Genomic DNA, 22896 nt, shown 5'->3' with positions numbered 1-22896 from the left:
GGGCTGGGCTAACCCCCACCTAACCACCCTCCCCTACCCTTTAGGGCATGGGCCGGCACGGGGCCAGATGGGAGGGCGTTCTGGGAAGCTTCCTGGAGGTCCAGGTCCTCGCCCCGCCCTGGCGGGTCCGCAGGGTCTTCCCGGCGGTGGTGCAGGAGGTGGCCAGGCTGGAGGGCCTCTTAAGCCGCCACCGGGATAGCGAGCTCACCCGCCTGGTGCGCCAGGGGGGAGGCCGGCCAAGCCCGGAGGTGCGGGAGGTTCTCACCTGGGCCCTCAGGCTCCAGGAAGCCACGGGCGGGGCCTTTCACCCCGCCCCCCGGCACGGGGGGGAAGCCCTGCGCCTCCACGGGGAGGAGGTGGAGGTCCTGGCCCCCCTGGACCTGGACGGCCTGGCCAAGGGCTACATCGCCGACCGGGCCGCAGCGGCCGCCCTTAGGGCGGGGGCCTGGGCCGCCCTGGTGAACCTGGGCGGGGACCTGGCCCGCAAAGGGCCGGGGCGGGCGGAGGTGGGGGTGGAAGACCCCTTGGGCCCCGACAACGCCAAGCCCGCCTGGATCCTGTCCCTGAGGGAAGGGGGCGTGGCCACCAGCGGGCTACGGCATAAGGGGCTCCACCTCCTGGACCCCCGCCGGAAAGCCCCGGCAAGTCCCCCAACGGCCCTCCAGGCCACGGTGATGGCCCCCAGCGCCCTCCTGGCCGACGGCCTCACCAAGGCCCTCTTCCTCCTGGGGAAGGAGGGGTTTCCCGTGCTCAGGCGCTTTGGAGCCGAGGGAATCCTCTTCACCCCGGATGGCCCCGTGCCGAGCCCCGGACTTAGGGGAGGGAAGGATGCTTAAGCGCTATTACAGCCGCAGAAGCTTTTTCCGAAGGGTGTTGGGCGGAGCCCTGGCCCTGGGGTTGGCCAGGGCCCAAGGCAAGGCCTGGCCGCAAGGGATGGAGCTCAGGGTCAGCTTCACCTACGAGGGAGGAGGGTTCCGCTACCGGGCCCCTTACGTGGCCGTGTACGTGGAGGACGAGAAGGGGAACCTGGTCCGCACCCTGGGGCTTTTCCTCATGCCGGGGAAGGGGGAGCGGTGGTGGAACGCCCTCCGGCGCTACTTCACCCTGGGGAGCCTCGAGGCCATGCGCACCCTTTCCGGCCCCACCCGCCCCCCAGGGCAGTACACCCTGGCCTGGAATGGTCTGGACGACCGGGGCCGCGCCGTGCCCCAGGGGGGCTATTACGTGTGCGTGGAATACGCCCGGGAGCATGGCCCCTACGAGCTCTTCCGGGAAAGGGTGGAGATCGGGGAGAAGCCCTTCCAGAAAACCTACCCCTTAAGGGGGGAGCTTAGGGAGGTGAGCCTTGATTACCGCAGGAAAGCCTAAAAGCGGGGCCAGCCCCCTCAGGGCCCGCCTTTACGCCTGGGCCCGGGTCCTTCACCTCTACCTTTCCATGCTGGCCCTGATGGCGGTCCTCTTCTTCGCCCTCACCGGCCTCACCCTGAACCACCCCGAGTGGTTCGGGGAAGGGCGGGTGAGGAAGCTCACCGGAACCCTGCCCGGTGCCCCTTACCTGCAGGGAGAGGCCGTGGACTGGCTGAGGCTTTCCGAGGACCTCCGGGCCCTCGGGCTTAAGGGGCGGGTTTCCGAGTACGGCCAAAGCGGGGGCCAGGCCTGGCTTTCCTTCCGGGCCCCCGGCTACGGAGCCGATGCCCAGGTGGACCTGAAGACGGGGGCGTACACCCTAAGCCTCACGGAGGCCGGTCTGGTGGCGGCCCTCAACGACCTGCACAAGGGCCGGGATACCCCAGGAGCCTGGAAATGGGTCATAGACCTTTCCGCTCTCTTCCTGGCCCTGGTGAGCCTCACCGGCCTGCTCCTGAGCCTCTTCCTGCGCAAAACCCGGCGTCCGGCCCTCCTCACCCTGCTTCTGGGCCTTCTCCTTTTCGGGGGCCTGGCCCTCTGGGCCTCCCTTTAAAGCTCGTCCAAAAGCTCCCTGGGGGTGCGCCGGGCGGCAAGGTACCCCCCTTCCCGCAGGGCCAGGGGGAAGAGCACTTCCCAGGGCCCCTCGAGGGCCAAAAGCCCCTCCCCCTGGAAGGTCCTCGCCCCCTCGGGCGGGCCTCCCTCCAGGCCAAAGTGGAAAAGGGCCAAAAACTCCCCCGAGGGCTCCCCTTCCCCTTGGCCCAGGTAAAGGGCCACGGGCTCCAGGAACCCCATGAGGCGGGTGCGGTGCATCTCCCGCCTCAGGGCCTGGAGGGCCTTGGGGTGCGAGGCCCCCTGCCAGAGGAGGAAATCGGCCTCGGGGGAAAGCCCCACCAGGCTGTAGACCTGGAGGAAGCCCTCCTTTTCCTGCCAGCGGGTTAGGAACTGGGCGAACTCCTCCTTCAGGTGTTCCTGATGCTCGGCCTCGAGGCGGCGGAACTCCGGCAAAAGCCTGTAGAGGCTAAACCCCCAAAGGTGCGGCATACCTCACCCCACCTTCAGGAAGCGGGCCAGGGCCTCTTGGCTGAGGCGCTTGCCCACGTAGAAGGGCCCGAACTCGCCAAAGCGGGCGGATACCTCGTCAAAGCGCATCTCGTACACGATCTTCTTGAACTGGATGGGGTCCTCGCTGAAGAGGTCCACCCCCCACTCCCAGTCGTCCAGGCCCTGGGCCCCGCTGATCACCTGCAAGACCTTGCCCTGGTACTTCCTCCCGGTCTCCCCGTGGGCCTTCATGAGCTCCGCCCGCTCCTTGGCGGGGAGCAGGTACCAGTTATCCTGGCCCTGGCGGCGCTTGTTCATGGGGTAGAAGCAGACGTAGCCCGTCTTGGGCACCCTGGGGGTCAGGCGGGGCTTGATGTAGGGGGCCTCGGGGTCCAGGGGCCCGGTCTGGCTTCCCAGCTCCACCACCGAGTAAAACCCGTAGGCGGGGCTTAGATAGCGGGCAAAGAGGCTCTTGTTGAGCCTGGCCTCCACCTCCAGGAGGGCGTCCAGGTTCTCCCTCAGGTTCAGGAAGAGGAGGTCGGCCTTGGGGGTGATCACCTGGTACACGCCGAAGGACCCCTTGCCCTCCGCCTCCACCTTTTCCCACTCCCCCAGGATTTCCGAAAGCTCCTCCCAGGCGGCCTGCCGTTCCTCCTTGGGGGCGGCGAACCAGGCGGCATGGTCCAGGCGGCGGAAGTCGTGAAGGATGTGCCAGCCCTCGAGGGTGAAGGTGGGCTCAGGAATGTAACCTCCCATGCCCCCAATATACCCGGGGATATACTCCCACCATGGTGGCCCTACACGCAGCCCTCGCCCTCCTTCTGGCCTGGCTTTTAGCCCTCTACGGAGCCAGGGCCCTGAACGCCCTGGGGCGCCTCACCCCCACGGAGCGGGACGACCGCTTCTTCCAGGCCCTGGGCTTCCTCTGGTGGGGGGTGGTGGTCCTCCTGGCCCTGAGCTACCTGGCCCACGCCCTCGCCTGGCCCCTGGAACCCCTGGCCACCTGGGGGAAGGCCCTCGCCCAGTGGCTGGGAAGCCGGGGCCTAACCGTCTTAGCGGTGGTGGGCCTTACCTTTGTGGCCTACCGCCTGGCGCCCCTCCTCCTCGCAAGGCTTCCCGAGCCCGAAGGGGAGCTCACCCGGGAAGCGGTACGGCGCCGAACCCTGAGGACCGTGGCGGATTCCGTGCTGAAGATAGCCATCCTCACCCTGGGGGGGCTCTTCCTCCTTTCCAACCTGGGCTTCAACGTCACCGCCCTCCTGGCGGGGGCGGGGGTGGCGGGGTTGGCCATCAGCTTCGCCGCCCAGAACCTGATCCGGGACTTCATCAACGGGTTTTTCATCCTCCTGGAGGACCAGTACGGGGTGGGGGATATCGTGCTTCTCAACGGGGTGGGGGGGCAGGTGGAGCGCTTCAACCTGCGCCTCACCGTCCTCCGGGATCTGGAGGGCCGGGTCCACTTCATCCCCAACTCCGAGGTGCGCCAGGTGACGGTCCTCACCCAGGAGTGGAGCCGGGCGGTGGTGGACGTGGGGGTGGCCTACAAGGAGGACCTGGACCGGGTTTTGGCGGTGTTCCAAGACGAGGTGGCTCGCTTCCACCAGGATCCGGAGTGGCAGGACCGGTTCACCGAACCCCCGGAGGTCCTGGGGGTGCAGAACCTGGACCAAAGCGCCGTGGTCATCCGGGTCCTCTTCAACACCAGGCCCGCCCAGCAATGGGCGGTGGCCCGGGAGTTCCGCCGCCGCATCAAAAACCGCCTGGACCGTGAGGGCATAGAGATCCCCTATCCCCACCAGAAGCTCTACTTCGGCGAACCCCTTAGGCTGGAGAAGGGAGCGTAAGGATGCCGGACGTCTACCAAACCATCCTGGAGGCTATCCGCCCCCATCTGGGCACCAGGGCCGAGGCGGTGCTGGAGGAGGGGCTAAAGCGCCTGGGCAAACGGCCTTCCGAGCTCACCCCTGCGGACGGGGCCCACCTCCTGAAGGGCCTGGTCTACCGCGAGCTCCAGGCCCGCATGCGCCCGGAGGAGGCCAGGCGGCTGGTGGAGGACATCCTGGCCCAAATGGAAGGGCAGGGGGCCAGGCTGGCCAAGCTGGAACAAGGCTTGAGGCGCTTCGGGCTCTATGTGGACTGGCCGGAGGTGGCCCGCCTCCGGGCCCTGGTCAACCGCCTGCGCCAGACCCCGGACGCCGGGCTTTTGGCGGAGGGGGAGCAGCTTTTGGAGGCCCTGGAGGAGAAGCTGGAGGAGGCCCTCCTGCGCCAGGCCAAGGACCTGGCCCACCTGGAGGAGACCCTGGAACGGGTGCACCACCTGGGAGGGCCCAAGGTGCGGCGTTTGGAGAGCCTGGTGGAAACCCTCCGCCGGGCGCAAGAGGAGGGCATCCTGGCCCAGGCGGAGGTGGAGCGGGCCCGGAGCCTGGCCCTGGAGCTACGGAAGTTTCTGGAGTCCAGCGCCGTCAAGGCCCCTACCCTGCCGGAGATCGTCTTTGAAACTCAGGAAACCCCCTCAGAAACCCCGCCCCGGGTGGAAACACCCTCCCATCCCACCGACGTCTTCCTCACCGTGGAGGAGGCTTCCGAGCTGGAAGGGGAGCTACTGGTGGACCTCGAGGCCCTATCCCAGGAGGCCAGCCAGCGGATCCTGGCCCTGGAGGTGGAGGAGGAGCGGCGCAGGCTGGAGGAGCTCCTACGCCGCTTCGCTCCCCTGGTGGAAAGGGCCACGGTAAGCCCCCTTCTCGCCGAGGTCCAGGCCCTCCTGGAGACGGGCACCTCCGTGGGGGAAAAGCTCAAAGCCCTGGAGGAGGCCTTCCAGGAGGCCGAGCGGAACCTTAAGGCGGAGAAGCGGGCCCGCCTGATCCAGCTAGAGGAGGCCCTGCGCCTCCTTCCCCTGCCCGAGGAAGCCAAGCTCCCCCTGCAACGGGCCTTGCAGCTGGCGGAGGAAACCCTGGAGGAGGGAGGCTACCCCGACCTCCTTCCCCTGGAGGAGGAGCTCCGGCGCCTCGAGGCGGAGGCCCGGCGCAAGGCGGAGGAGGAAAAGCGCCTCCTCCAGGAAAAGGAAGCCCTGGTGGAGGAGCTCAAGGAGAAGGGCGGGGCCTTCCGCCCCCTTCTGGAGGAACTGCAGGCCCTCCCCATGGAAGCCCTTCCCCAGAGGCTTCCCGAGGTGCGGGCCCGGTACGCCGAACTCCTTAGGGCCCAGGGGGAGGAAGCCGCCCTAAGGGCCAAGCTCGCCGAGGCGGCCAAGGCCCTGGAGGCTCTAAAGCCCGAGGCCCTGGCCCTGGGCCTAAAGGAGAAGGTGGCCGAGGCGGAGGCCCTTTTGGCCCAGGGAGGCCTTCCCGACCTGGGATCCTTACGGAAAAGCCTGGAGGACGCCAAGGCCCAGGCCCGGCAGGAAGCCCTTCTGGAGCTCTCCCGCCTCCAGGCCCTGGCGGAGCGCTTCCGGGGCTTTGGGGGGGAGGGGGTCTTGCGGGCCATCGCCGAGGAAAAGGGCAAGCCCCTCCCCGACCCCAGCCCCATCGCCCGGGCCCTGGAGGCCTTAAAGCGGCGGATGGAGGTGAAGCGGGAGGAGCTCACCACCCGCCTCACCGCCTTCTTCCAGGCTTACGCCCGCCTCGAGGGGTTCCAGAGCGAAACGAATCGCCGCCTAAAGGCCCTTTTGCCGGTGCTGAAAAGCGCCCAGGAAAAGCTTCCCCGCCTGGGCCCCCAAGGCCTCCTCCAGGTGGAGAAGACCCTGGGCCAGGCGGAAGCCCTTCTGCGGGAGCTGGAAAAGGAGCGGGAAGCCGCCAAGGCCGTGCTCCAGGAGATCAGAGGCGAGGACCTCGAGGCCCTCCTGGGGGTCTTCGACCAAGGAAGGGCCCAAGCCCAGGCCACGCCATCCGGGTCCCAGGTAGCTTCCCCAGAGGAGCTGGGGGCGGAACTCTCCCCCTTGCGCCTGCCTGGGGTGGAGGTGCTGGGCTACCTGGGGGAGGCTTTGCCCCTGCCCAGGGAACCCCTGGAAGCCCTGGTCCAGGCCCTGGACCAGCTGGATAAAAGCCTGGGCCAGACCCGGGGGCCTGCGGCCATCCTCCTTAAGGAAAAGGCCTTGGTCCTGGCCCCCCGCAAGGGCCGCACCCTGGTGGCCTTGCTGGAAAAAACCAGCCTCTCCGCCTTCCTCCTGGAGCTCACCTCCTAGGGGTGCTACACTGAAAAAGGGTGGTATCCGTCTCGGCTCTTTGGGAAAAGCTTGCACCCCTTTTAGACTACCTCCCGGCAGGGGAGCGGGAAAAGGTGCGGGAGGCCTACCTCTTCGCCGAGGAGGCCCACCGGGGCCAGCTCAGGCGAAGCGGGGAACCCTATATCACCCACCCGGTGGCGGTGGCGGAGATCCTGGCCTCCCTGCACGTGGATGCGGATACCGTGATGGCGGGCCTCCTCCACGACACCCTGGAGGACTGCGGGGTAAGCGGGGAGGAGCTGGAAAGGCGCTTTGGCCCCGGGGTGCGCAAGCTGGTGGAGGGGGAGACCAAGGTCAGCAAGCTCTACAAGCTGGCCAACCTCGAGGGGGAGGAAAAGCGGGCCGAGGACCTCCGCCAGATGTTCATCGCCATGGCGGAGGACGTACGCATCATCATCGTGAAGCTGGCGGACCGCCTTCACAACCTCCGCACTCTGGAGCACATGCCCCCCGAGAAGCAAAGGCGCATCGCCCAGGAAACCCTGGAGATCTACGCCCCCCTGGCCCACCGCCTGGGAATGGGGCAGCTCAAGTGGGAGCTGGAGGACCTTTCCTTCCGCTACCTCCACCCCGAGGCCTACCACGCCCTTCTTTCCCGCATCCAGGAAACCCAGGAGGCCCGGGAACAGATCATCCGAAAAGCCATAGCGGCCCTGGAGGAAGCCCTGAGGAAGGATGAGCTCCTCCAGGCCCAGCTTCAAGGCCTGGAGGTGACGGGCCGCCCCAAGCACCTCTACTCCATCTGGAAGAAGATGGAACGGGAGGGGAAGGCTCTGGAACAGATCTACGACCTCTTGGCGGTCCGGGTCGTCCTGGATCCCAAGCCCGCCCCCACGGAGGAAGGAAGGGCCTTGAGGGAAAAGCAGGTCTGCTACCACGTCCTGGGGCTGGTCCACGCCCTCTGGCAGCCCATCCCCGGCCGGGTTAAGGACTACATCGCCGTGCCCAAGCCGAACGGCTACCAAAGCCTCCACACCACGGTCATCGCCCTGGAGGGGCTTCCCTTGGAGGTGCAGATCCGGACCCAAAAGATGCACCGCATCGCCGAGTACGGGATCGCCGCCCACTGGCTTTACAAGGAGGGCCTCACCGACCCCGAGGAGCTAAAAAGGCGGGTTTCCTGGCTTAAAAGCATCCAGGAGTGGCAGCAGGAGTTTTCTAGCTCCCGGGAGTTCGTGGAGGCGGTGACCCGGGACCTGCTGGGGGGCAGGGTCTTCGTCTTCACCCCCAAGGGGCGGATCATCAACCTGCCCAAGGGAGCTACCCCCGTGGACTTCGCCTACCACATCCACACCGAGGTGGGGCACCACATGGTGGGGGCCAAGGTCAATGGGCGCATCGTCCCCCTCTCCTACGAGCTACAAAACGGGGAGATCGTGGAGATCCTCACCGCCAAAAACGCCCACCCCTCCAAGGACTGGTTGGAGTTCGCCAAGACCCGGAGCGCCAAGAGCAAGATCCGCCAGTACTTCCGCACCCAGGAGCGCCAGGAAACCCTGGAGAGGGGGCAGAACCTCCTGGAGCGCTACCTGAAGCGCCGTAGCCTCCCCAAGCCCAGCGACAGCCAGCTGGAGGAGGCGGCGAAGAAGCTGGGCCTCACCCCCTCCCCCGAGGAGCTCTACCTGGCCCTGGCCCTAAACCGCCTCACCCCCAAGCAGGTGGCGGAAAAGCTTTACCCCAAGGCGCTCCTCAAGCCGGAAAAGCCCAAGGCACCCCCCAGGAACGAGTGGGGGATCCGCCTGGAGCAGGACCTCCAGGCCCCCATCCGCCTGGCCTCCTGCTGCGAGCCCATGAAGGGGGACGCCATCTTGGGCTTCGTCACCCGGGGCCGGGGGGTCACCATCCACCGGGCGGACTGCCCCAACCTGCGCCGGATCCTCCAGGGACCGGAGGCGGACCGGGTCATCGGGGCCTACTGGGAGGGGGTGGGGGGGAAGGTGGCCACCCTCGAGGTCCTGGCCCAGGACCGGGCCGGGCTCCTGAGGGACGTGATGCAGGTGGTGGCCGAAGCGGGCAAGAGCGCCTTGGGCTCGGAAACCCGCATCCTGGGCCCCCTGGCCCGCATCCGCCTCCGCTTGACCGTGCAGGACGGGGAACGGGACTCCCTGGTCCAAGCCATAAAGGGCGTGAAAAGCGTGCAGGAGGTGCGCTGGGTCTAGGCGGGCCCGGCTAGAGGAGCTTGACCCACACCTCCCGCATCCTCGGTCCGTCGAACTCCGCTAGGAAAACCTGCTGCCAGCGGCCAAGCCTAAGCCTCCCTCCCTCGGCGGGAAGGAGGAGGTGCACCCCGGTGAGGAGGCTTTTCAGGTGGGCGTGGGAGTTTCCTTCCGCATGCCGGTCCTTGGGATGCACCCTGGGGGCCAGCTCCTCCAGGCGGGCGAGAAGGTCGTGGGCCACATCGGGGTCCGCCCCCTCCTGCACGGTGAGGCCACAGGTGGTGTGGGGAACGAAGAGGTAGACCAAGCCGGTGTGCCCGGCCAAGACCTCCTCCACCTGGCGGGTGATGTTCACCAAACCTTCCTTGGGGGTGGGGATGCGGATGGTCTTCATCCTTCAAGCCTAGCAGGCCACGAAGGCAAATCCCTTAAGAAGGGGCTTAAGCGTGGCCCTGCCGGGATGGGGTGGTATCAGGCCATGCGGGTGGCCCGCAGGGTAAAGCTCCGTTCCAGGGTGAAGGAGCGGTCCAAATCGCCGAACTCCCCTTCGGCCCAGGCCCAAAGCCTTGGCATGATGCGCTCGTGTACCTCTTCGGGAACCAGCTGGGTGAAGGAGTAAAGCCTTTCCTCCAGGGCCTCGAGGGCCTGGCGCAGGGTGCGCGCCTCCCGCCACTGGACCACCTGCTTGGTCTTGGGCCTGAGGCCAAGCCGCTTTAGGGCTTCCTCCACCTCTTCTAGCCGCCTTCTGTGCAAGCCCCGCACCACCCCCACGCCCTCCGCCTCCACTAGGGAGCGCCACCTTTCCTGGATCAGGCGCTCCTCCTCCGCCTCCATCTCATCCCAGCCCTCCAAAAGGACCCCTCCTGGCTTCAGCACCCTCAGGGCCTCCGCCAGGGCCTTGGGCCAGTCGGGGAGGAGGTGCCAGAGGTGGACCACGATCACCCCGTGCACGCTCTCGTCGGGCAGGGGAATGGCCCGGACATCGGCCTCTATGAGGCGCACCTTGCGCATAACTCCCGCCGCCTTTTGGCGGAAGACCTCCAGCATGGCGGGATCCTTGTCCAGGGCCAGGTAGCGGTATCCCCGGGCGATGAGGGGCAGGGCGATGCGCCCGGTACCCACCCCAAGCTCCAAAAGCGCCGCCTCCTCCCCCCGCACCCCTAGGGCATTCCCTATGGCGGTGGCGATGCGGCCCGCCACCTCCGGGGGGTAGGCCCGGAGGCGGTCGTAGGCGTAGGCCATACGCACGGAGGCCTTGGGCATCCTTCCCCATTTTACGGGGTATACTTCGCAGCGTGAAAGGACTCATTCTGGCTGCCGGACGGGGCACGAGGCTTCGCCCCCTGACCCACACCCGGCCCAAACCCGTGATCCGGGTGGCGGGAAGGCCCATCCTCCACTACGGTCTGGAAAACCTCCTGCAAGCGGGGATAGAGGAGATCGGGGTGGTGGTTTCCCCAGAAACGGAGAAGGACATCCGCGAGGCCCTTGCGGGCTACCGGGTGCGCTACATCTTGCAAGAAGAGCCCCAGGGCCTGGCCCATGCGGTGGCGGTGGCCAGGGGCTTCCTGGGGCAAAGCCCCTTCGTCCTCTACCTGGGGGACAACCTCTTCCAGAAGGGAATCGCCCGCTTTCTCCAGGCCTTCACCCCAGGGGTGAGCGCGGTGATCGCCCTGGTGCGGGTGGAAAACCCCAGCCAGTTCGGGGTGGCGGTGCTGGAAGGGGAAAGGATCGTGCGCCTTCTGGAGAAACCCAAGGAGCCGCCCTCAAATCTGGCTGTGGCCGGGGTCTATGTCTTCACCCCGGAGGTGCTCGAGGTCATCGAGGGGCTCAAGCCCTCCGCCCGGGGGGAGTACGAGATCACCGACGCCATCCAGGGCCTCATCGACCGGGGGAAGAGGGTGGTGGGGGTGGAGGTGGAGGGCTGGTGGAAGGACACCGGCCGCCCCCAGGACCTTTTGGACGCCAACCGCCTCATCCTGGAAGAACTGGAACCCCGGGTGGAGGGGGAGGTGGGGGAAAGCCAGCTCACCGGGCGGGTGGTGGTGGAGAAGGGGGCCAGGGTGCGGAAAAGCACCATCATCGGCCCGGCCTTCATCGGGGAGGAAGCGGTGGTGGAAGGAGCCTACATCGGGCCCTTCACCTCCTTAGGGCCCGGGGCCAAGGTGGTGCGCTCGGAGGTGGAGTACTCCATCCTCGAGGACCACGCCATCCTGGAAGACGTGGCCTTACGCCTGCAGGAAAGCATCCTGGGGGTGGGGGCCCAGGTGAAAAACCGCGATGGCCTCCCCCGGGCCCACCGCCTGATCCTGGGGGACCTCTCCCAGGTGGAGCTGGCCTGAAGACCACCCCCATGGCCCGGCTTCTGGACCTCCTCACCGAGGACTACCAAAGCGGCGAGGCCCTGGCCCGACGCCTAAAGGTAAGCCGCCAGGCGGTTTCCAAGGAGGTGAAAAGGCTCCTTGCCGAGGGCTTCCCCGTGGAGATGACCCGAAAGGGCTACCGCATCCGGCCCGGCACTCCCCTTCCCCCCCTCTTCCACCCCCAAGGGCGGCTCGGCCGGCCCTACCGCTACCTGGGGCGGGTGGGCAGCACCCAGGATGTCCTAAGGGCCTGGGCGGAGGAAGGAGCCGAGGGGGGAGCCCTGGTCCTGGCCGAGGTGCAGGAAAGGGGCCGCGGCAGGCGGGGAAGGCCCTGGGAAAGCCGCCCAGGGGAAAGCCTCACCTTCTCCCTCCTCCTCCGCCCCACCCTTCCCCTCTCCTCCATGGGTCTCCTTCCCCTTCTTGCCGGCCTGGCCCTTTGGCGGGCGGTGGGGGTGGGGGGGCTCAAGTGGCCCAACGACCTTCTGGCCCCCGATGGTCGGAAACTGGCCGGGGTCCTTCTGGAGGCCAAGGCCGAGGGGGAGGAAGTGGCCTACGTCCTCCTGGGAGTGGGGGTGAACGTGGACTGGGCCCCCGAGGGCGCCGCCGCCTTGAGGGAGTTCTCCCCCCTTTCCCGACGGGAGGTGCTTTCGGGCTTCCTCCTCCACCTGGAAAACCTCTTCCCCCTTCTGGAAAGCCCAGAAACCCTCCTCTCCCTCTACCGGGAGGCCTCCTACACCTTAGGCCGAAGGGTGCGGGTCAAAACCCCCAAGGGAGTGGTGGAGGGGGTGGCGGAGGCCATCCTCCCCGACGGCAGCCTCCAGGTGGAGGGGGTCAGGATCGGCGCGGGCGAGGTGGCCCTCGTGTCCCCCTTCCGGACCAAGGAGTCCGATCCTTGAGTATTTCAGGCTTAGATTTTCCAAAGCATTTGTGATAAGATAAGGCTAGGTATGTTTGCCCGCATCTTCACCAAGGAAGAGGCCGATGCCCTCTTGCCCGAGATCCAGCGGGTCCTCTCCCAGATGCGGCGGACCCGGCAGGAGCTCTCCGAGGTGCAGGCCCGGCTTCCCGAGGCCCGCGGGCTGGAACGAAGGGCCTTGGAGGAGGAGGCCCGCTTCCTCCTGGGCTCCTTGGAAGCCGACACCCGTTACCTGGCCTCCCTGGGGGTGTTCCTCAAGGACTTGGACCGGGGTCTGGTGGACTTCCCCAGCCGGGTGGGCGGAGAGGTGGTCTTTCTCTGCTGGCAGGAAGGGGAACCCGAGGTGGCCCACTACCACCCCCTGGCGGGGGGGTTTGCCGAGCGGCGCCCCTTAAAGGCAGAGGCTAGCGGCCTTCTCCCCCAGGCCTCCCGCCCCGGCGAAACTCGGCCAGGCGCCTAAGGTCTTCCCGCACCAGGTCGTCCCGGCCCGCCAGGGACTCCAGGTGGTGCCTTAATTCGTGAAGGAGGGTTTCCCAGACCTCTTCCTCCCAGTCAAACCCTGGCCCCGCCACCTTCTGGAAGGAACCGTAGTAGAGGGCGATGTGCCGTCCGAGCCCCTCAAACCCCAGGAAGGTGGAAGGGGGACCGGGGTCCAGATACTCCCCAAGCCGCCACACCCCCTTCAGCCCGGGCTCCGGCTTGGCCTGGGGAAGGACGTGCACCCCCTGAAGCTCCCGTTTGAAGGCCTCGGGGATCTCCGCCCAAAGCCTTTCCACCAGCGCCACAAAGGCCTCGTAGGTCATGGCCGATGGTAGGGATGCCCGGCCCTCAGGGTGAGGATCCGGTAGAGCTGCTCCATCAGGACCAAAAGGGCCAGCTCGTGCTGCAGGGTAAGGGGGGAAAGGGAAAGGAGGAGGTCGGCCCCCTCACGTACCCCCTTAGGGTACCCCTCGGCACCCCCCACCAAAAAGGCCACCCGTTCCCCCTCCCAGCGCCTCAACTCCTCCAGAAGCCCTTCCGTGGTAAAGAGCTTTCCCCTTTCATCCAGGACCACCTTGCGGTGGCCTTCCGCCTTGGGCAGGAGGTCCTGGGCCTCTTTAACGAAGTGGACCTCGAGGGGGGCATATTTCCGGATGCGCATCGCATACTCTTCCACCCCCAGCCGGGCGTAAACCAGCCTGGGTTTGCCCACCGCCACCACCCTAAGGCGCACCTCCCCATTTTAGGGCCAGGGTATACTCAGGGCGAAGGGAAAGTGGGACCTCACCCACCCCGATAAAGGAGCCCCAGGCCCTTACCCAGGGCAGGCTCTAAGGGCGCCAAAAGCGCCGGAAAAGGAGGGTTTATGGTAAAGGACACCCACCGGTTTCAGCCCTTCACCCCTGAGCCCATAAGGCTCATCGGGGAAAAGGGAGAGTGGCTGGGGGATTTCCCCTTGGATCTGGACGAGGAGAAGCTTAAGCGCCTCTACCGGGACATGCTGGCGGCCCGGATGCTGGACGAGCGCTACACCATCCTCATCCGCACCGGCAAGACCAGCTTCATCGCCCCCGCCGCCGGGCACGAGGCCGCCCAGGTGGGCATTGCCCACGCCATCCGCCCTGGCTTTGACTGGGTCTTCCCCTACTACCGGGACCACGGCCTGGCCCTGGCCCTGGGCATCCCCCCCAAGGAGCTTTTCAGCCAGATGCTGGCCACCCGGGCTGACCCCAACAAGGGCCGGCAGATGCCCGAGCACCCGGGGTCCAAGGCCCTCAATTACTTCACCGTGGCCAGCCCCATCGCCTCCCACGTACCTCCCGCCGCCGGGGCGGCCATCAGCATGAAGCTCCAGGGCACGGGCCAGGTGGCGGTCTGCACCTTCGGGGACGGGGCTACGAGCGAAGGGGACTGGTATGCAGGGATCAACTTTGCCGCCGTGCAGGGCGCCCCTGCCGTCTTCATCGCTGAAAACAACTTCTACGCCATCAGCGTGGACTACCGCCGCCAGACCCATAGCCCTACCATCGCCGAAAAAGCCCACGCCTTCGGCATCCCTGGCTACCTGGTGGACGGGATGGACGTCCTGGCCTCCTACTACGTGGTGCGGGAAGCGGTGGAACGGGCCCGCATGGGGGAGGGCCCCAGCCTGGTGGAGCTCAGGGTCTACCGCTACGGCCCCCACTCCTCCGCCGACGACGACAGCCGCTACCGCCCCAAGGAGGAGGTGGAAGCCTGGCGCAAGCGCGACCCCATCCTCCGCTTCCAGCGCTTCCTGGAGGAGCGGGGCCTTTGGAACCTGGAGTGGGAGGAGGACCTGAAGGCGGAGATCCGCGCCGAGCTGGAAAGGGCCTTGAAGGAAGCCGAGGAGGCCGGAGCGGTGCCCCCGGAATGGATGTTCGAAGACGTCCTGGCCGAGAAACCCTGGCACCTGGCCCGCCAGGAGGCCCTCCTCAAGGAGGAGCTCTAAAGGGGTGGGTTATGGCCGTCATGACCATGGTGCAGGCCCTGAACCGGGCCCTGGACGAGGAAATGGCCAAGGACCCCCGGGTGGTGGTCCTGGGAGAGGACGTGGGCAAGAGGGGCGGGGTCTTCCTGGTGACGGAGGGGCTTTTGCAGAAGTACGGCCCCGATCGGGTCATGGATACCCCCCTTTCCGAGGCGGCCATCGTGGGAGCCGCCCTGGGCATGGCCGCCCACGGCCTAAAGCCTGTGGCCGAGATCCAGTTCGCCGACTACATCTTCCCCGGCTTCGACCAGCTGGTGAGCCAGGTGGCCAAGCTCCGCTACCGCTCCGGCGGGCAGTTCACCGCCCCCCTGGTGGTGCGCATGCCCTCTGGGGGCGGGGTCAAGGGGGGGCACCACCATTCCCAAAGCCCCGAGGCCCATTTCGTGCACACCGCCGGGCTCAAGGTGGTGGCGGTTTCCACCCCCTACGACGCCAAGGGCCTCCTGAAGGCCGCCATCCGCGACGAGGACCCCGTGGTCTTCCTGGAGCCCAAAAGGCTTTACCGCTCGGTGAAGGAGGAGGTGCCGGAGGAGGACTACGTCCTGCCCCTGGGCAAGGCCGCCATCAGGCGGGAGGGGAAGGACCTTACCCTAATCGGCTATGGCACGGTAATGCCCGAGGTGCTCCAGGCGGCAGAGGAGCTGGAGAAGGCAGGGGTTTCCGCCGAGGTTCTAGACCTCCGCACCCTCATGCCCTGGGATTACGAGGCGGTGATGAACTCCGTGGCCAAAACGGGAAGGGCCGTGCTGGTCTCCGATGCCCCCCGGCACGCGAGCTTCGTGAGCGAGGTGGCGGCCACCCTCGCCGAGGACATCCTGGACATGCTTCTCGCTCCTCCCATCCGGGTGACGGGCTTCGACACCCCCTACCCCTACGCCCAGGACAAGCTCTACCTGCCCACCGTCACCCGTATCCTGAACGCCGCCAAACGGGCGTTAGACTACTGACTGAAGGGAGGTTTTATGCGGCTAAAGGTGGTCCTGGAAAAGAGCGAGGAGGGAGGGTACACCGTCTACGTGCCTGCCCTTCCCGGTTGTATTAGCGAGGGGGACACCTTGGAAGAAGCTTTAGCCAACATCCGCGAGGCCATCGCCCTCTACCTGGAACCGCTAGAGGAAAAGCTGCCAGAGAACGCTGAGCTGGCCGAGGTAGAGATTTGAAGGTCCCCTCCTTGTCCTACAAGCGGGTGGTCAAGGCTTTAGAAAAGGCGGGCTTTCGGGTGGTGCGCCAACGGGGGAGCCATATCCGGATGGAGAGGCAGCTGGGAGAAAAGCGAATCATTGTCATCGTGCCTGCGCACATCCCCATAAAGCCCTCCACCCTAGCCCACATTCTCAAAGATGCGCAGATTTCCCTCGAGGAATTTTCAGATCTGATCTAGGAGGCCTATGCCCAAGGAAATCCTCATGCCCGAACTGGCGGAAAGCGTGGTGGAAGGCGAGATCCTCAAGTGGCTGGTGGAGGAGGGGGACTACCTCAAGAAGGACCAGCCCTTCGTGGAGGTGATGACCGACAAGGTCACCGTAGAGCTCCCCTCCCCCTACGAGGGGGTGCTCCTGAAAAAGCTGGCCAAGGAGGGGGAGGTGGTGAAGGTCCACGCCCCCATCGCCCTCCTGGCGGAACCCGGGGAGGCCGTGGCCGGGGTAAAAGAGGTGAAAGAGGTAAAGGAGGCTCCGCCCGTGCAAGCGGTGGAGGAGCGCTCCATCGTGGAGCCCGGGCTTCCCCCAAAGGAGGAAAAGGAGGATCTCTCCCTCTTCAAGCCGGACACCACCCAGGTGGCGGTGAAGAACCCCTTCCTAAGCACCCCGCCCGGGCCACAGCCCGGGCGGGGACCCCAGGAGGGAAGGGCAGGCCGGGTGCTGGCGGTGCCCGCCGCCCGGAAGCTGGCCCGGGAACTGGGGATTCCCCTCGAGGCCATCCCTGGCTCCGGCCCCATGGGCCGCATCCGGGTGGAGGACGTGCGGGCCTATGCCGAACAGCTTAAGGCCCAAGCCGCACCCCCGCCCCTAAGCCCCAAGGAGGCCCCAGCACCCCTTCCCTCGGGCTTCCCGCCCCCACCCCGCTACATCCCCCCCAAGGGCTACGAGCACCTGGAGGAGCGCATCCCTCTAAGGGGCATCCGCCGCACCATCGCCCAGGGGCTCTGGCAAAGCCACCTCTACACCGTGCGCACCTTGAACGTGGACGAGGCCGACCTCACGGAACTGGTGGCCCTCCGGGAGCGCCTGAAACCCGAGGCCGAGCGCCAGGGGGTGAAGCTCACCTACCTCCCCTTCATCTTCAAGGCGGTGGTGCGGGCTTTGAAGAAGTACCCCATGCTGAGTACCAGCCTGGACGAGGAGCGCCAGGAGATCGTCTACAAGCGCTACTACCACCTGGGCCTGGCGGTGGCCACGGAAAGGGGGCTCATTGTGCCCGTGGTGCGGGATGTGGACCGCAAAAACATCCTGGAACTGGCCCAAGAGATCGCCGAGCTTTCCGCCCGGGCCCGGGAAGGCAAGCTCTCCCCCGAGGAGGTCACGGGTTCCACCTTCACCATCACCAACATCGGCTCCGTGGGGGCCCTCATGAGCTTTCCCATCATCAACGTCCCCGAGGCCGCCATCCTGGGGGTACACTCCATCCGGAAGCGGCCCTGGGTAATGCCGGATGGTTCCATCCAGGCCCGGGATATTATGTACCTCTCCCTTTCCTTTGACCACCGCCTGGTGGACGGGGCCGAGGCGGCCTCCTTCACCCGGGATGTGATCCGGCTTTTGGAGAACCCCGACCTCCTCCTTCTGGAAATGTAGGATGGACCCCATGAAGACCTACGACCTCATCGTGATTGGCACCGGACCTGGGGGCTACCACGCCGCCATCCGGGGGGCGCAGCTTGGGCTTAAGGTTCTGGCAGTGGAGGCCGCCGAGGTGGGGGGCGTGTGCCTGAACGTGGGCTGCATCCCCACCAAGGCGCTTTTGCACGCCGCAGAAACCATGCACCACCTGCATGTAGCCAAGGACTTTGGCCTGAAGGCTAAGCCCGAACTGGATTTCAACAAGCTCGGCGCCTGGCGGGAGGGTGTGGTGAAGCGGCTCACCGGGGGCGTGGCCGGGCTTTTGAAGGGCAACAAGGTGGAGCTCGTGCGGGGCTTCGCCCGCTTCGCCGGGCCCCGGGAGATCGAGGTCAACGGGGAGCGCTACGGGGGGAAAAGCCTCATCCTCGCCACGGGGAGCGAGCCCGTGGAGCTTAAGGGCTTCCCCTTCGGCGAGGAGGTCTGGGACTCCACCCGGGCCTTGAGGGTGGAGGAGGGGATCCCAGGGCGCCTTTTGGTGATCGGGGGCGGGGCGGTGGGCCTCGAGCTGGGCCAGGTCTACCACCGCCTGGGCGCGGAGGTGACCCTCATTGAGTACATGCCGGAAATCCTCCCCGCAGGGGACCCGGAAACCGCCGCCCTCCTGCGCAAGGCCCTGGAGAAGGAGGGCATTAGGGTGCGCACCGGCACCAAGGCCGTGGGCTACGAGAAGAAGGGGGATGGCCTCCACGTGCTCCTGGAGCCCGCCCAGGGGGGAAACCAAGAGGAGATCGTGGTGGACAAAATCCTGGTGGCCGTGGGCCGCAAACCCCGCACCGAGGGCTTGGGCCTGGAGAAGGCCGGGGTAAAGGTGGACGAACGGGGCTTCATCCAGGTGAACGCCCGCATGGAAACCTCGGCCCCCGGGGTCTACGCCATCGGGGACGTGGCCCGTCCCCCCCTCCTCGCCCACAAGGCCATGCGGGAGGGCCTGGTGGCCGCCGAGAACGCCGCCGGGAAAAACGCCCTCTTCGACTTCCAGGTACCCAGCGTGGTCTACACCGGACCCGAATGGGCCGGGGTGGGGCTCACGGAGGAGGAGGCCAGGAAGGCGGGCTATAAGGTGAAGGTGGGGAAGTTCCCCCTTTCCGCCAGCGGCCGGGCCCTTACCCTAGGGGGGGCGGAGGGCCTTATCAAGGTGGTGGGGGATGAGGAAACCGACCTCCTTCTTGGGGTCTTCCTCGTGGGGCCCCAGGCGGGAGAGCTCATCGCCGAGGCCACCTTGGCCCTGGAGATGGGGGCCACGGTTTCCGACCTCGCCCTCACCGTCCACCCCCACCCCACCCTCTCCGAGGGGCTCATGGAGGCGGCGGAGGCCCTCCACAAGCAGGCCATCCACATCCTGAACCGTTGACCCAACCCAGAGTCCCTGGGCGTTCCCGGTGGGGCAGAAGCCCCACCGGACCTTTAAAAGCCCAGGGCCCCGAGAAGCCCGTAAAGCCCTGCCCCCAGGAAGACGGCCACGCCCAGGTTCCCGGTGAGCCTAAGCCCCAGATAAGTGCCTAGGAGGGCAAGCCCCGCCCGAAGCCACTCCGGGGAAGTCGGGGGGGAGAAGGCGGAAACCAGGAAAAGGGCCACCACCAGGGCGGGTCCCGCCTGGCCCGCCGGCACCCTCCTCTCCCCCCGCCAGGGCAGGAAGCGCAGGAGGAAGGTGCCCAGGGCCAGGAGGAGGAGGGCCAGGGTCATGGCCTCCCCCCTTCCCCGGCCAGAAGAACCCGATGACCCCCGCCAGGAAGAGCCCCCAGGCGGTCTGCCCCAGGAGGTGGAGGGACCAAGCCGCCCCGCCCGCGAGAAGGGCCGCGGGGTTTTTCAGGTGGGGCAGGGCCAGGAGAAGAAACAGGGCAGGAAGGGCGAAGGCGAGAGCCTCCCCCACTCCGGGCCAGGCGAGAAGCCCCTGCCCCCCCAAGGCCCCCAGGAAGGTGCCCAGGTTCCAGGAAAGGTAGGCCCCTAAGCCCAGGCCCAGGAAGTAGCCCCGCCGCTCCCCCGGGGGGAGGCCGGGGAGAGCCCTTAGGGCCAGGGCGAAGACCTCGTCGGTGAGGAGGAAGGCTTCCAGGGGACCTCCTTTAAGGTGGGGCCTGAGGGCCGGGCCGTAGAAGGCGTGGCGCAGGTTAAGGAGAAGACCCAGGGAGGCCGCCAAAAGGGGCGGCGCCCCCTGGGCCAGAAGCCCCACCAAGGCGAACTGGCTGGCCCCGGCGAAGACCAGGAGGGAGGTGAGCTGAATCCAAAGGTAGCCAAGCCCCGCCTGGGCCCCCAGGGCGCCGAAGGCCACAGCCACGGGGAAGTAGCCCAGGGCAATGGGCCAAGCAGCCTGCAGGCCTTCCTTCATCCCTACCGGATCTCCACCCCGCTCCAGCGCTCCAAGAGCTTCAGGGCCTCCACGTGGTCGGCCTCGGGGCCGAGTTCCCTTTTGGCCATCTCATACACCTCCCGGGTGAGGCGGAGGAGGGGGCTTGGGGCCTTTTCCCCGTCCAAGACGCCCATGGCGATACCCAGGTCCTTCACCAAAAGGCCCAGGGCGAAGGTCTTGGGAAAGGCCCGGGTGACCACCCTTTGGGGAATCAGGTTCTCCGTGGCGTTGGAGCGGCCGCTGGAGGCGTTGATGACCTCGAGGGCCTTCTCCGCGGACACCCCCTGCCGCACCAGGGCCAAAAGCCCCTCCCCCGCCGCCCAGAGGTTCACCGCCAGGAGGGCGTTGTTGATGGCCTTCACCGCATGCCCCGCCCCCACGGGCCCCACGTGGACCACCTTTTGGGCATAGGCCAGGTAGGGCTTCACGGCCTCCACTGCCGCCTCCGGCCCCCCCAGCATCACCGTGAGGGTGCCCTTCTCTGCCCCTATCGTCCCGCCGGAAACCGGGGCGTCCAGGTAGACCACGCCCCGTTCCAAAAGGCGCTCCGCCAGAAGCCGGCTTCCCTCGGGCTCGCCACTGGTGGCGTCCACCCAGTAGGTGCCGGGCCTCAGGTGGGGCAGGAGGGCCTCCGCCACCTCGGCCACCTCCTTGGTGGTGGGGAGGCAGGTGAAGATCACCTTGGCCTCCGCCACCCCTTCCAGGGGCACCGCCTTGGAACCGAACTCCCCTTGGTGCCTTAGGGCCTTGGCGAAGGTGCGGTTCCAGACCAGGGTGGGAAACCTTTTGGCCAGATGGCCGGCCATGGGGTAGCCCATGGCCCCAAGACCGAGGAAGGCCAGTTTCTCCATGTTCCCGTTTTACCAGAACTTCAAAAGCTTGGCGAGGCCCCGAAAGAGGAGGAGGAAGAGAAGGCCAAAGGCCATGGCCACGCCCAGGAAGACGAAAAACCCCACCCCAAAGCCCCCGCCCAGGACCATCTGCCTAAGCCAAAGCCCCGCGGGGAAGGCGAGGGCCCAGGTGAGGAGGAGGAGGAGGTTAGCCCAGGTGGGCCTGCGGTAGGTGCCGAGGAAGGGGGCAAGGAGAAGCCAGACGAAGAGGATAGGAAGGACGTTCCGGGCCAGGCCCTCCAGGGTGATGGAAAGGCCATGGGAAAGAAGCCCCGCTCCAGCGAAGAGGAGGAGGGCCAGAAGGTCCAGGAGGAAGAGGCGGCTCATGGACGGGAGGTAGCCTCCAGGAAGACCCGGTCCGCCCGGTAGGAGCTCCGCACCAGGGGCCCGGCAAAGACCTCTCTAAAGCCCAGCTCGTACCCCCAGGCCTCGTACTTTTTGAAGTCCTCGGGGGGCACGTAGCGCGCCACCGGCAGGTGGGCCGGGGTGGGGCGCAGGTACTGGCCCAGGGTGAGGATGTCCACCCCGGCTGCCCGGAGGTCCCGCATGGCCTCGAGGATCTCCTCCTCCGTTTCCCCCAGACCCAGCATGAGGCTGCTTTTGGTAAGCACGTCGGGCCGGTAGCGCTTGGCGTGGGCCAGGACCCTAAGGGTCTGATCGTACCCCGCCCGGGGGTCCCTTACCCTGGGGGTCAGGCGGCGCACGGTCTCCAGGTTCTGGGCGTAGACCTCCGGACCCGCGTCCAAAACCGTCTCCACCGCCTTCAGGTCCCCTTGAAAGTCGGGGGTGAGGGCCTCCACCAAGACCCCAGGGGCCTTTTCCTTGATGGCCCTTATGGTGGCGGCGAAGTGGGCCGCCCCGCCATCGGGAAGGTCGTCCCGGTCCACGCTGGTGAGGACCACGTAGCGGATATGGAGCCTGCGGATGGCCTCGGCCACCCGCTGGGGCTCCTCGGGGTCCACGATCCCCTTGGGGTTCCCCGTGTCCACGGCGCAGAATTTGCAGGCCCTTGTGCAGACGCTCCCCAGGAGCATCACCGTGAGGGTGCCGTGGCTCCAGCACTCCCCCACGTTGGGGCAGAGGGCCTCCTGGCAGACGGTGTGGAGCTTGAGCTCGTTCACCGTGGCCTTCAGGGCCTGGTACTTGGCCCCCGTGGGCAGGGTGGCCCTGAGCCAGGCGGGCTTATTCCGGTCCACAGGCTCGGGCCGGGCCTGGGCTAGGCCATGCTTCACCACCTTGAGCTCCACCACCTCCCCGGTGGGGGCAAGGAGCTCCACGGTTTCAAACTTGGGCTTCACGATGATCCTCCTTTACACGGGGCTCCATTCCGAAAACCTCGGCGAAGGCCCGCACCACCCTGTCCTTCACCTCCGGCATGGGAACCTTGCGGCCCAAAAGCCGTTCCAGAGAGGTAACCCCTTTCCCCTTTAGCCCGCAGGGGATGATGACGGAGAAGTCGTTTAAGTCGGTGTTCACGTTGAGGGCAAAGCCGTGGAAGCTGACCTCCTCCTTCACCGCCACCCCGATGGCACAGAGCTTGTCCTCCCCCACCCAGACCCCCGCGTACCCCGGGGTGGGGTAGGCCTCTAGGCCGTAACTGGCCGCCACCTTGACGATGGCCTCCTCTATCTGCCGAAGGAAGCGGCGCACCTCCCGGCCCACGGGAAAGATGGGGTAGCCCACCAGCTGCCCAGGGCCGTGGTAGGTGACGTCCCCACCCCGCTCCACCCAAAAGAGCTCAAAGCCATTCTCCCGGTACCAGCTCTCGGGGAAGAGCAGGTTCTCCCCCGTGGCCTTCCGGCCCAGGGTGATCACCCGGGGGTGCTCCAGGAGGAGGAGGGTGGGGGGGCGCTCGCCCCGCACCACCTCCTTGTGCACCCTTTTCTGGTACTCCCAGGCTTGGGGGTAGGGCAAAAGGCCCAGGTCCTCCACCCAGAACTCCACGTCCTTTAGCATACGCCACCCAGGCGAGCAGGGTCTGGAAAGAGCCACAAAGCCCCTTGACCCGCCCCTGACCTGCAGGGAGCAGGATGGGGAGCATGGGCACGGAAAACCGCCTGCACATGCTCCTGGAACTGGAGCCGGAGGCCATGGATCCCGCCCTGGCCGAGCGCCTACTGGACGAGGTGCTGGAGGTGCTGCGCCAACACCTCCCGGTGCGGGCACTCGAGGCCCGCTTGGAGCGGCGGGGCGGCCACGTGGTGCTCCTGGCCGCCGCGGAGCTCGCCTCCTAAGAAG

The 22896-nt window shown here is 66.9% G+C and carries 26 protein-coding genes and 1 pseudogene; 16 read left to right on the top strand and 11 right to left on the bottom strand.

Going from position 1 to position 22896, the window contains the following annotated elements; translation table 11 throughout:
* The first annotated feature begins 47 nt into the window (after positions 1 to 47).
* From EBI04_RS10825 to EBI04_RS10815, 3 genes are read left to right on the top strand one after another with little or no spacing between them, the layout of a single operon-like run.
* Positions 48 to 836 (top strand): FAD:protein FMN transferase, encoded by a 789-nt coding sequence (locus EBI04_RS10825; RefSeq protein WP_135257461.1) that lies wholly within the window; start codon positions 48 to 50, stop codon positions 834 to 836.
* Positions 829 to 1368 (top strand): DUF2271 domain-containing protein, encoded by a 540-nt coding sequence (locus EBI04_RS10820; RefSeq protein WP_135257460.1) that lies wholly within the window; start codon positions 829 to 831, stop codon positions 1366 to 1368. Before EBI04_RS10825 ends, EBI04_RS10820 begins: the two co-directional genes overlap by 8 nt.
* A complete protein-coding gene (locus tag EBI04_RS10815) occupies positions 1346 to 1960 on the top strand; it encodes a PepSY-associated TM helix domain-containing protein (protein WP_135257459.1) in 615 nt (204 codons plus the stop codon). Before EBI04_RS10820 ends, EBI04_RS10815 begins: the two co-directional genes overlap by 23 nt.
* Here EBI04_RS10815 and EBI04_RS10810 read toward each other — a convergent pair.
* Both EBI04_RS10810 and hemQ read right to left on the bottom strand, forming a co-directional pair.
* A complete protein-coding gene (locus EBI04_RS10810; RefSeq protein WP_135257458.1) occupies positions 1957 to 2448 on the bottom strand; it encodes a chlorite dismutase family protein in 492 nt (163 codons plus the stop codon). The two genes, EBI04_RS10815 and EBI04_RS10810, sit on opposite strands and share 4 nt — an antisense overlap.
* A gap of 3 nt (positions 2449 to 2451) precedes the next feature.
* Positions 2452 to 3204, bottom strand: a complete 753-nt coding sequence (gene hemQ / locus EBI04_RS10805) for a hydrogen peroxide-dependent heme synthase (protein WP_135257457.1) — start codon at positions 3202 to 3204, stop codon at positions 2452 to 2454.
* A 32-nt stretch (positions 3205 to 3236) separates the two neighbouring features.
* On the opposite strand from hemQ, the gene EBI04_RS10800 reads away from it, so the two are divergent.
* Genes EBI04_RS10800 through EBI04_RS10790 form a run of 3 tightly spaced genes read left to right on the top strand, consistent with a single transcriptional unit; the run spans position 3237 to position 8823 of the window.
* The gene (locus EBI04_RS10800) at positions 3237 to 4292 is read left to right on the top strand and encodes a mechanosensitive ion channel family protein (protein ID WP_135257456.1); all 1056 of its coding nucleotides are present in this window, start codon (positions 3237 to 3239) and stop codon (positions 4290 to 4292) included.
* A gap of 2 nt (positions 4293 to 4294) precedes the next feature.
* The gene (locus EBI04_RS10795) at positions 4295 to 6622 is read left to right on the top strand and encodes a coiled-coil domain-containing protein (RefSeq protein WP_135257455.1); all 2328 of its coding nucleotides are present in this window, start codon (positions 4295 to 4297) and stop codon (positions 6620 to 6622) included.
* A gap of 20 nt (positions 6623 to 6642) precedes the next feature.
* On the top strand, positions 6643 to 8823 hold the full coding sequence (locus EBI04_RS10790) for a RelA/SpoT family protein (RefSeq protein ID WP_135257454.1): 2181 nt from the start codon (positions 6643 to 6645) through the stop codon (positions 8821 to 8823).
* A gap of 10 nt (positions 8824 to 8833) precedes the next feature.
* Here the strand turns inward: EBI04_RS10790 and EBI04_RS10785 are convergent, their stop codons facing one another.
* Together EBI04_RS10785 and EBI04_RS10780 are read right to left on the bottom strand one after the other, a co-directional pair.
* Complete coding sequence (locus EBI04_RS10785) at positions 8834 to 9214, bottom strand: secondary thiamine-phosphate synthase enzyme YjbQ (protein WP_135257453.1); 381 nt, start codon at positions 9212 to 9214, stop codon at positions 8834 to 8836.
* A 77-nt stretch (positions 9215 to 9291) separates the two neighbouring features.
* Positions 9292 to 10083 (bottom strand): class I SAM-dependent methyltransferase, encoded by a 792-nt coding sequence (locus EBI04_RS10780; protein ID WP_135257452.1) that lies wholly within the window; start codon positions 10081 to 10083, stop codon positions 9292 to 9294.
* 32 nt (positions 10084 to 10115) lie between these two features.
* On the opposite strand from EBI04_RS10780, the gene EBI04_RS10775 reads away from it, so the two are divergent.
* From EBI04_RS10775 to EBI04_RS10765, 3 genes are read left to right on the top strand one after another with little or no spacing between them, the layout of a single operon-like run.
* A complete protein-coding gene (locus EBI04_RS10775; RefSeq protein ID WP_135257451.1) occupies positions 10116 to 11162 on the top strand; it encodes a glucose-1-phosphate thymidylyltransferase in 1047 nt (348 codons plus the stop codon).
* Between the two features lie 11 nt (positions 11163 to 11173).
* Entirely contained in the window at positions 11174 to 12079 is a 906-nt protein-coding gene (locus EBI04_RS10770) for a biotin--[acetyl-CoA-carboxylase] ligase (RefSeq protein WP_135257450.1), read from the top strand.
* Positions 12080 to 12130: 51 nt separating this feature from the next.
* Positions 12131 to 12559, top strand: a complete 429-nt coding sequence (locus EBI04_RS10765) for a DUF2203 domain-containing protein (RefSeq protein WP_135257449.1) — start codon at positions 12131 to 12133, stop codon at positions 12557 to 12559.
* Here EBI04_RS10765 and EBI04_RS10760 read toward each other — a convergent pair.
* A complete protein-coding gene (locus EBI04_RS10760; protein WP_135257448.1) occupies positions 12504 to 12902 on the bottom strand; it encodes a metallopeptidase family protein in 399 nt (132 codons plus the stop codon). The two genes, EBI04_RS10765 and EBI04_RS10760, sit on opposite strands and share 56 nt — an antisense overlap.
* On the bottom strand, positions 12899 to 13312 hold the full coding sequence (locus tag EBI04_RS10755) for a 23S rRNA (pseudouridine(1915)-N(3))-methyltransferase RlmH (protein ID WP_135257447.1): 414 nt from the start codon (positions 13310 to 13312) through the stop codon (positions 12899 to 12901). Before EBI04_RS10755 ends, EBI04_RS10760 begins: the two co-directional genes overlap by 4 nt.
* A 132-nt stretch (positions 13313 to 13444) precedes the next feature.
* On the opposite strand from EBI04_RS10755, the gene EBI04_RS10750 reads away from it, so the two are divergent.
* The 6 genes from EBI04_RS10750 to lpdA are packed head-to-tail and all read left to right on the top strand — an operon-like array spanning position 13445 to position 18775.
* A complete protein-coding gene (locus EBI04_RS10750) occupies positions 13445 to 14548 on the top strand; it encodes a thiamine pyrophosphate-dependent dehydrogenase E1 component subunit alpha (RefSeq protein ID WP_135257446.1) in 1104 nt (367 codons plus the stop codon).
* 11 nt (positions 14549 to 14559) lie between these two features.
* Positions 14560 to 15534 carry an alpha-ketoacid dehydrogenase subunit beta gene (locus EBI04_RS10745; protein WP_135257445.1) on the top strand — a complete coding sequence of 325 codons (975 nt, stop codon included), beginning with the start codon at positions 14560 to 14562 and terminating at the stop codon, positions 15532 to 15534.
* A gap of 15 nt (positions 15535 to 15549) precedes the next feature.
* Entirely contained in the window at positions 15550 to 15747 is a 198-nt protein-coding gene (locus EBI04_RS10740; protein WP_135257444.1) for a type II toxin-antitoxin system HicB family antitoxin, read from the top strand.
* A gap of 11 nt (positions 15748 to 15758) precedes the next feature.
* Complete coding sequence (locus EBI04_RS10735) at positions 15759 to 15968, top strand: type II toxin-antitoxin system HicA family toxin (RefSeq protein WP_240695289.1); 210 nt, start codon at positions 15759 to 15761, stop codon at positions 15966 to 15968.
* Between the two features lie 7 nt (positions 15969 to 15975).
* On the top strand, positions 15976 to 17379 hold the full coding sequence (locus EBI04_RS10730) for a dihydrolipoamide acetyltransferase family protein (protein WP_135257442.1): 1404 nt from the start codon (positions 15976 to 15978) through the stop codon (positions 17377 to 17379).
* A 10-nt stretch (positions 17380 to 17389) separates the two neighbouring features.
* On the top strand, positions 17390 to 18775 hold the full coding sequence (gene lpdA / locus EBI04_RS10725; protein WP_167481942.1) for a dihydrolipoyl dehydrogenase: 1386 nt from the start codon (positions 17390 to 17392) through the stop codon (positions 18773 to 18775).
* Positions 18776 to 19099: 324 nt separating this feature from the next.
* Here lpdA and EBI04_RS10715 read toward each other — a convergent pair.
* The 5 genes and pseudogenes from EBI04_RS10715 to lipB all read right to left on the bottom strand — a co-directional run.
* Positions 19100 to 19747: pseudogene (locus EBI04_RS10715) on the bottom strand (AzlC family ABC transporter permease); the annotation flags it as partial.
* A gap of 2 nt (positions 19748 to 19749) precedes the next feature.
* Positions 19750 to 20619: an NAD(P)-dependent oxidoreductase gene (locus tag EBI04_RS10710; protein ID WP_135257439.1), complete on the bottom strand. Its 870-nt coding sequence runs from the start codon at positions 20617 to 20619 to the stop codon at positions 19750 to 19752.
* A gap of 9 nt (positions 20620 to 20628) precedes the next feature.
* Positions 20629 to 20985, bottom strand: a complete 357-nt coding sequence (locus EBI04_RS10705) for a DUF3054 family protein (protein WP_135257438.1) — start codon at positions 20983 to 20985, stop codon at positions 20629 to 20631.
* On the bottom strand, positions 20982 to 21956 hold the full coding sequence (gene lipA / locus EBI04_RS10700) for a lipoyl synthase (protein WP_135257437.1): 975 nt from the start codon (positions 21954 to 21956) through the stop codon (positions 20982 to 20984). The genes EBI04_RS10705 and lipA overlap by 4 nt, the downstream gene beginning before the upstream one ends.
* A complete protein-coding gene (gene lipB / locus EBI04_RS10695) occupies positions 21940 to 22602 on the bottom strand; it encodes a lipoyl(octanoyl) transferase LipB (RefSeq protein WP_135257944.1) in 663 nt (220 codons plus the stop codon). Before lipB ends, lipA begins: the two co-directional genes overlap by 17 nt.
* A 95-nt stretch (positions 22603 to 22697) precedes the next feature.
* On the opposite strand from lipB, the gene EBI04_RS10690 reads away from it, so the two are divergent.
* Positions 22698 to 22892 carry a hypothetical protein gene (locus EBI04_RS10690; protein WP_135257436.1) on the top strand — a complete coding sequence of 65 codons (195 nt, stop codon included), beginning with the start codon at positions 22698 to 22700 and terminating at the stop codon, positions 22890 to 22892.
* Positions 22893 to 22896: the final 4 nt, after the last annotated feature.

This window comes from Thermus caldilimi (assembly GCF_004684245.1).
Lineage (GTDB): Bacteria > Deinococcota > Deinococci > Deinococcales > Thermaceae > Thermus > Thermus caldilimi.
The sequence above is the reverse complement of the archived record's forward strand: the minus strand, read 5'-3'. Positions and strand labels throughout refer to the sequence as shown.

Coding starts and splice junctions, on each gene's coding strand:
- EBI04_RS10760 (WP_135257448.1), bottom strand. CDS start 12,902: ATGACCTACGAGGCCTTTGTGGCGCTGGTGGAAAGGCTTTGGGCGGAG.
- EBI04_RS10745 (WP_135257445.1), top strand. CDS start 14,560: ATGGCCGTCATGACCATGGTGCAGGCCCTGAACCGGGCCCTGGACGAG.
- EBI04_RS10740 (WP_135257444.1), top strand. CDS start 15,550: ATGCGGCTAAAGGTGGTCCTGGAAAAGAGCGAGGAGGGAGGGTACACC.
- EBI04_RS10795 (WP_135257455.1), top strand. CDS start 4,295: ATGCCGGACGTCTACCAAACCATCCTGGAGGCTATCCGCCCCCATCTG.
- EBI04_RS10810 (WP_135257458.1), bottom strand. CDS start 2,448: ATGCCGCACCTTTGGGGGTTTAGCCTCTACAGGCTTTTGCCGGAGTTC.
- EBI04_RS10710 (WP_135257439.1), bottom strand. CDS start 20,619: ATGGAGAAACTGGCCTTCCTCGGTCTTGGGGCCATGGGCTACCCCATG.
- lpdA (WP_167481942.1), top strand. CDS start 17,390: ATGAAGACCTACGACCTCATCGTGATTGGCACCGGACCTGGGGGCTAC.
- EBI04_RS10825 (WP_135257461.1), top strand. CDS start 48: ATGGGCCGGCACGGGGCCAGATGGGAGGGCGTTCTGGGAAGCTTCCTG.
- EBI04_RS10770 (WP_135257450.1), top strand. CDS start 11,174: ATGGCCCGGCTTCTGGACCTCCTCACCGAGGACTACCAAAGCGGCGAG.
- EBI04_RS10765 (WP_135257449.1), top strand. CDS start 12,131: ATGTTTGCCCGCATCTTCACCAAGGAAGAGGCCGATGCCCTCTTGCCC.
- EBI04_RS10800 (WP_135257456.1), top strand. CDS start 3,237: ATGGTGGCCCTACACGCAGCCCTCGCCCTCCTTCTGGCCTGGCTTTTA.
- hemQ (WP_135257457.1), bottom strand. CDS start 3,204: ATGGGAGGTTACATTCCTGAGCCCACCTTCACCCTCGAGGGCTGGCAC.
- EBI04_RS10785 (WP_135257453.1), bottom strand. CDS start 9,214: ATGAAGACCATCCGCATCCCCACCCCCAAGGAAGGTTTGGTGAACATC.
- EBI04_RS10780 (WP_135257452.1), bottom strand. CDS start 10,083: ATGCCCAAGGCCTCCGTGCGTATGGCCTACGCCTACGACCGCCTCCGG.
- EBI04_RS10730 (WP_135257442.1), top strand. CDS start 15,976: ATGCCCAAGGAAATCCTCATGCCCGAACTGGCGGAAAGCGTGGTGGAA.
- EBI04_RS10705 (WP_135257438.1), bottom strand. CDS start 20,985: ATGAGCCGCCTCTTCCTCCTGGACCTTCTGGCCCTCCTCCTCTTCGCT.
- EBI04_RS10820 (WP_135257460.1), top strand. CDS start 829: ATGCTTAAGCGCTATTACAGCCGCAGAAGCTTTTTCCGAAGGGTGTTG.
- EBI04_RS10690 (WP_135257436.1), top strand. CDS start 22,698: ATGGGCACGGAAAACCGCCTGCACATGCTCCTGGAACTGGAGCCGGAG.
- EBI04_RS10750 (WP_135257446.1), top strand. CDS start 13,445: ATGGTAAAGGACACCCACCGGTTTCAGCCCTTCACCCCTGAGCCCATA.